The sequence below is a fragment of the Oceaniglobus ichthyenteri genome (genome assembly GCF_003057885.1).
GTDB classification, from domain to species: domain Bacteria; phylum Pseudomonadota; class Alphaproteobacteria; order Rhodobacterales; family Rhodobacteraceae; genus Oceaniglobus; species Oceaniglobus ichthyenteri.
Genome location: NZ_QAGK01000036.1, coordinates 1 through 615 on the forward strand (window position 1 = coordinate 1; position 615 = coordinate 615).

General features: G+C 66.7%; 1 protein-coding gene. It reads left to right on the forward strand.

Annotated elements, in window-relative coordinates; all coding sequences use genetic code 11:
- On the forward strand, positions 1-534 hold a 534-nt coding region (locus C8265_RS19255; RefSeq protein ID WP_126623214.1), incomplete at its 5' end, for a phage portal protein.
- Positions 535-615: the final 81 nt, after the last annotated feature.

Below are 615 nucleotides of genomic sequence, written 5' to 3' on the forward strand. Positions count from 1 at the left end.
TCGCTGGGGCTGCCCTATCACCTGGTGACCGGGGATGTGCGGCAGGCGAACTATTCGAGCCTGCGGGCAGAGCTGGTCGAGTTCCGCCGCCGCATTGGCCAGCTGCAGCATGGGGTGATCGCGCATCAGCTATGCCGGCCGATCTGGCGCCGTTGGCTGGAGACGGCCGTGTTGTCGGGGGCGCTGGATATCGGCAATCCCGCCGTCGCGTGGCCGGTGCAGTGGATCCCGCCCCGCTGGGATTGGGTCGATCCGCTGAAGGACATTCAGGCGCAAGTGCTGGCGATGGAAGCGGGCATCACCTCGCGGCGCAAGGTGGTCGAGGCCACCGGCTATGACGTCGAGGAAGTCGACCGAGAGAATGCGGCGGATGCCAAACGCGTTGCCGATCTGGGGCTGAGCTACCGCGCGAGCCCCGGCGAAACACAGGGTGCGCGGGCAACACCCGCAGCGCGGCCTGATCCTGGAGATGGCGCAGGCGAAGACATGGGCGACGGATCCGCCTCCACCGATCCCGCCACCGAACAGGAGTGACAATATGACAAGCTGGTATGCGATCCGCGCCCGGGGAACGGGCGCGGAAGTGGCGATCTATGACGAGATCGGTGCCTATGG